Source organism: Streptomyces laurentii (assembly GCF_040635425.1).
In the GTDB taxonomy this organism is placed as follows: domain Bacteria; phylum Actinomycetota; class Actinomycetes; order Streptomycetales; family Streptomycetaceae; genus Streptomyces; species Streptomyces laurentii.
The window spans coordinates 1-2,397 of sequence record NZ_JBEYHT010000130.1 but is presented as its reverse complement, the minus strand read 5'-3'; the positions used below and the strand labels follow the sequence as shown (position 1 = coordinate 2,397).

Below are 2,397 nucleotides of genomic sequence, written 5' to 3'. Positions count from 1 at the left end.
CTTCAGAACAAACACAGTGGACGCGAGCAACTGAGGACAAGCCCTCGGCCTATTAGTACCGGTCAGCTCCACCCATTACTGGGCTTCCACATCCGGCCTATCAACCCAGTCGTCTACTGGGAGCCTTACCCTCTCAAGGAGGTGGGAATACTCATCTCGAAGCAGGCTTCCCGCTTAGATGCTTTCAGCGGTTATCCCTCCCGAACGTAGCCAACCAGCCATGCCCTTGGCAGGACAACTGGCACACCAGAGGTTCGTCCGTCCCGGTCCTCTCGTACTAGGGACAGCCCTTCTCAATATTCCTACGCGCACAGCGGATAGGGACCGAACTGTCTCACGACGTTCTAAACCCAGCTCGCGTACCGCTTTAATGGGCGAACAGCCCAACCCTTGGGACCGACTCCAGCCCCAGGATGCGACGAGCCGACATCGAGGTGCCAAACCATCCCGTCGATATGGACTCTTGGGGAAGATCAGCCTGTTATCCCCGGGGTACCTTTTATCCGTTGAGCGACGGCGCTTCCACAAGCCACCGCCGGATCACTAGTCCCGACTTTCGTCCCTGCTCGACCCGTCGGTCTCACAGTCAAGCTCCCTTGTGCACTTACACTCAACACCTGATTGCCAACCAGGCTGAGGGAACCTTTGGGCGCCTCCGTTACCCTTTGGGAGGCAACCGCCCCAGTTAAACTACCCATCAGACACTGTCCCTGATCCGGATCACGGACCGAGGTTAGACATCCAGCACGACCAGAGTGGTATTTCAACGGCGACTCCACAACCACTGGCGTGGCTGCTTCAAAGTCTCCCACCTATCCTACACAAGCCGAACCGAACACCAATATCAAACTGTAGTAAAGGTCCCGGGGTCTTTCCGTCCTGCTGCGCGAAACGAGCATCTTTACTCGTAGTGCAATTTCACCGGGCCTATGGTTGAGACAGTCGAGAAGTCGTTACGCCATTCGTGCAGGTCGGAACTTACCCGACAAGGAATTTCGCTACCTTAGGATGGTTATAGTTACCACCGCCGTTTACTGGCGCTTAAGTTCTCAGCTTCGCCCTGTCGAAACAGAGCTAACCGGTCCCCTTAACGTTCCAGCACCGGGCAGGCGTCAGTCCGTATACATCGCCTTACGGCTTCGCACGGACCTGTGTTTTTAGTAAACAGTCGCTTCTCGCTGGTCTCTGCGGCCACCCCCAGCTTGGGAAGCAAGTCCCCTCACCAGGCGTGGCCCCCCTTCTCCCGAAGTTACGGGGGCATTTTGCCGAGTTCCTTAACCATAGTTCACCCGAACGCCTCGGTATTCTCTACCTGACCACCTGAGTCGGTTTAGGGTACGGGCCGCCATGAAACTCGCTAGAGGCTTTTCTCGACAGCATAGGATCATCCACTTCACCACAATCGGCTCGGCATCAGGTCTCAGCCTTAACGTGTGACGGATTTGCCTACCACACGGCCTACACCCTTACCCCGGGACAACCACCGCCCGGGCTGGACTACCTTCCTGCGTCACCCCATCGCTTACCTACTACCACCTTGGGTCGGCGGCTCCACCACTTTCCATTCCCCGAAGGGTCCGGAACGGCTTCACGGCCTTAGCATTAATGGGCTCGATATTGGGCGTTTCAAAGCGGGTACCGGAATATCAACCGGTTGTCCATCGACTACGCCTGTCGGCCTCGCCTTAGGTCCCGACTTACCCTGGGCAGATCAGCTTGACCCAGGAACCCTTAGTCAATCGGCGCACACGTTTCTCACGTGTGTATCGCTACTCATGCCTGCATTCTCACTCGTGAACCGTCCACAACTCGCTTCCGCGGCTGCTTCACCCGGCACACGACGCTCCCCTACCCATCACAGCACCCGTTGGGGCTTATTGCTGCAATGACACGACTTCGGCGGTACGCTTGAGCCCCGCTACATTGTCGGCGCGGAATCACTTGACCAGTGAGCTATTACGCACTCTTTCAAGGGTGGCTGCTTCTAAGCCAACCTCCTGGTTGTCTCTGCGACTCCACATCCTTTCCCACTTAGCGTACGCTTAGGGGCCTTAGTCGATGCTCTGGGCTGTTTCCCTCTCGACCATGGAGCTTATCCCCCACAGTCTCACTGCCGTGCTCTCACTTACCGGCATTCGGAGTTTGGCTAAGGTCAGTAACCCGGTAGGGCCCATCGCCTATCCAGTGCTCTACCTCCGGCAAGAAACACACGACGCTGCACCTAAATGCATTTCGGGGAGAACCAGCTATCACGGAGTTTGATTGGCCTTTCACCCCTAACCACAGGTCATCCCCCAGGTTTTCAACCCTGGTGGGTTCGGTCCTCCACGAAGTCTTACCTCCGCTTCAACCTGCCCATGGCTAGATCACTCCGCTTCGGGTCTTGAGCGTGCTACT

General features: G+C 56.7%; 1 rRNA gene. It reads right to left on the bottom strand.

Annotated features, from left to right (window positions below):
• Positions 1-32 precede the first annotated feature (32 nt).
• Positions 33-2,397, bottom strand: a 23S ribosomal RNA gene (locus ABZ693_RS36060); the annotation flags it as partial.